Here is a 2,642-nt window from a genome sequence, read left to right as displayed (position 1 = left end):
GGTAAACGTGCAGAGTTGAACGGCGTGTCCGCTGTGTCTGCAGGGTGGTGATCTTGGAGTCTGCCGAGTGTTGGTGATCTTCACTTGGCGGGGTGGTCGAGATGGTGCTGGAGGCTGAGCGGTGGCTTGAGCTGCGTCGGTTCCGGGTGCTGCGGGATGCGGGGGCGAGCATCTCGGAGATCTCCCGGGAGACGGGCCTGAACTGGCGCACGGTGAAGAAATACTTGGAAAACGATGGGCCGCCGGTTCCGCCGATGGCGGCGCCACGTCCCTCACGGCGTCGTCAGGTGATCGAGCCGTTCGTGTCGGTGATCGATGCGTGGTTGCGGGCCGAGCTGTTGTTGAAGGCCTCGGTGATCCACGAACGTCTGGTGGAGTCCTATGGGTTCACCGGCAACTATCAGCGGGTCAAGCTGTATCTGCAGGAGGCCCGGCCGCGGATCGCCCAGGAGTTGGGTTACACACCCAGCGAGCTGGCCCGGCTGCACCGCCGGTTCGAGGTAGTGCCGGGTGCTCAAGCCCAGGTCGACTGGGGAGATGAGGGCGCGATCCTCGCCCACGTTGGTATCGCGAAGGTCTACTCCTTCCACATGGTGCTGTCCTACTCGCGGGATCCGTTCGTGTGTTTCACCACCAGCCAGGACCTGGCCACGTTCTGGGGCTGTCATCGGGCCGCGTTCGATCATTTCGGGGGTGTTCCGGGGTCGATCGTCTACGACCGGTGCAAGACCGTGGTGCGCCGGCACGTCGCCCCGGGCAAGGCGGTGCCGTTGCATCCCGAGGCGGTGGCGTTCGCCGGGCACTACGACTTCGACATCGACGTCCTGGCCGCCTACCGTCCGACAGGGAAGGGCAGGGTGGAGCGGCAGGTCACCATAATCCGTGATCACGTGTTGGCGGGCCGGGGATTCTCCTCGCTGACCGACATGGACAACGCGTTTTCGTCCTGGGTGCCGATCCGCCGCCGCACCACCCACCGCACCCACGGCGAGGTGATCGGGGTCCGGGCCCGCCGTGACCATGCCGCTCTGAAACCGATCCCGGCTAGGCCGTATCTGGTCACCGACCGGCACCTGCGGCACGTTGGTAAGGACTGCCTGATCGCGTTCGAGGCCAACCTCTACTCCGTCCCGGCTACGAAGGTGTTCCACCGGCAGCTGGTGGAAGTACGGGCGTCCTCGGCCACCGTCAGCCTGCACGCCACCGTTCCCGACACGCATGGGGTCACGTTGCTGGCCGTGCATCCGCGGGCACTGGGTCGCGGCGCCCGGGTGGTCGACCCCGCCCATTGGCAGGCGCTTCCCGACGGGCACACCCGCGCCACGACCAGCGGTGGACACTACCCGGATCCTGCTGACGAGCTGGCGGCACGCCGCCGCCGCGGGCCAGGAGCCAGATCGCTGCCGTTCCTGCTCGCCCGCCCGGACGCCGCGCAGGTCGAGGTCGGCTACCGGCCGCTGACGGACTATGACCAGCTCACCGGCACCGGCCCCTTCTCCTGACCCGGACCTACAGAGCGCAGGCACACGACCGCGCACAACACACCATCGAGCTTGAAGGACTTCGACGTTGAGTGAGCTTGTCACCAGCCGCATCCGCGCCACCGCGACCACGATGGGACTGCCGCATCTGGCCGCGAACCTGACCGACCACCTCGCCCGCGCCGCCGCCGCCCAGATGGGCTACCTCGACTTCCTCGACCTGGTGCTGGAAGAAGAACAAGCCGTCCGTGAAGAACGCCGGGTCCGTCATGCCCTGCGCGTGTCCAAGATGCCCCACCACAAGACCATCGAGGACTACGACTTCTCCTACCAACCGACTCTGGACCCCCGCAAAATCAAGGATCTGGCCACCGTCGCGTTCGCCGAAGCCAGGGCCAACGCCGTGTTCCTGGGGCCGCCCGGGGTGGGTAAGACCCACCTGGCCGTCGCGCTGGCCGTCGCGGCCTGCCGGGTCGGCTACTCCGTCTACTTCACCACCCTGGACGACATGGTCCGCAACCTCAAAGCCGCCGACGCCATCGGCCGCCGCGCCGCCAAAATACGTGGCTACCTGCGTCCCCACGTTCTGGTCCTGGACGAGGTCGGCTACCAGCCGTTGGCTCGCGACGAGGCCAATCTGGTCTTCCAGGTCATCTCGAAGAGATATGAGAAGGGCTCAACCCTACTGACAAGTAACAAAGCCTTCTCTGAATGGGGCCAAGTCTTCGGCGACGACGTCCTGGTCACCGCCATCCTCGACCGGCTTCTCCACCACTGCGAAGTAATCGCGATCAACGGACCCAGCTACCGGCTCAAGAACCGCATCGCCGCCGTCGAAGACCTCGACGCCGATATCGCCGCCACCGGATGACAGCCTCCCACCCCGCCGACGACCTCGCCAGCCACCTCGACCTGCTCGCCACCATCGACGAGTTCCTACGAAGCCCGACCATCCGCGATCAACTCGCCGCATTCCTCACCACGACCGAGGCCGCCGGCCCCACCCGCAACGGCATGCTCGCCGCCTGCACCCTCATCGACCTGTTCAGTTTCTCCGTTGCCGGACTACGCCACCCACCCGAACCACTCTCGACCGACCAGCGCTGACAGCTCTGCACGTTTACCCGTACTCAGCTCTGCACTCCAAGTAGTACGCCGACA

At 66.0% G+C, this 2,642-nt stretch carries 3 protein-coding genes; all 3 read left to right on the top strand.

The window, feature by feature from the left end; genetic code table 11:
• Nucleotides 1-101 precede the first annotated feature (101 nt).
• The 3 genes from istA to AB0F17_RS66310 all read left to right on the top strand — a co-directional run bounded on the left by istA (nt 102) and on the right by AB0F17_RS66310 (nt 2,588).
• On the top strand, nt 102-1,502 hold the full coding sequence (gene istA, locus AB0F17_RS66320) for an IS21 family transposase (RefSeq protein ID WP_358047822.1): 1,401 nt from the start codon (nt 102-104) through the stop codon (nt 1,500-1,502).
• Nucleotides 1,503-1,569: 67 nt separating this feature from the next.
• Entirely contained in the window at nt 1,570-2,352 is a 783-nt protein-coding gene (istB, locus tag AB0F17_RS66315) for an IS21-like element helper ATPase IstB (RefSeq protein WP_358047820.1), read from the top strand.
• Complete coding sequence (locus AB0F17_RS66310) at nt 2,349-2,588, top strand: hypothetical protein (protein ID WP_358047818.1); 240 nt, start codon at nt 2,349-2,351, stop codon at nt 2,586-2,588. Before istB ends, AB0F17_RS66310 begins: the two co-directional genes overlap by 4 nt.
• The last annotated feature ends 54 nt before the right edge of the window (nt 2,589-2,642 follow it).

The organism is Nonomuraea sp. NPDC026600, assembly GCF_040638335.1.
In the GTDB taxonomy this organism is placed as follows: Bacteria; Actinomycetota; Actinomycetes; order Streptosporangiales; family Streptosporangiaceae; genus Nonomuraea.
The sequence above is the reverse complement of the archived record's forward strand: the minus strand, read 5'-3'. Positions and strand labels throughout refer to the sequence as shown.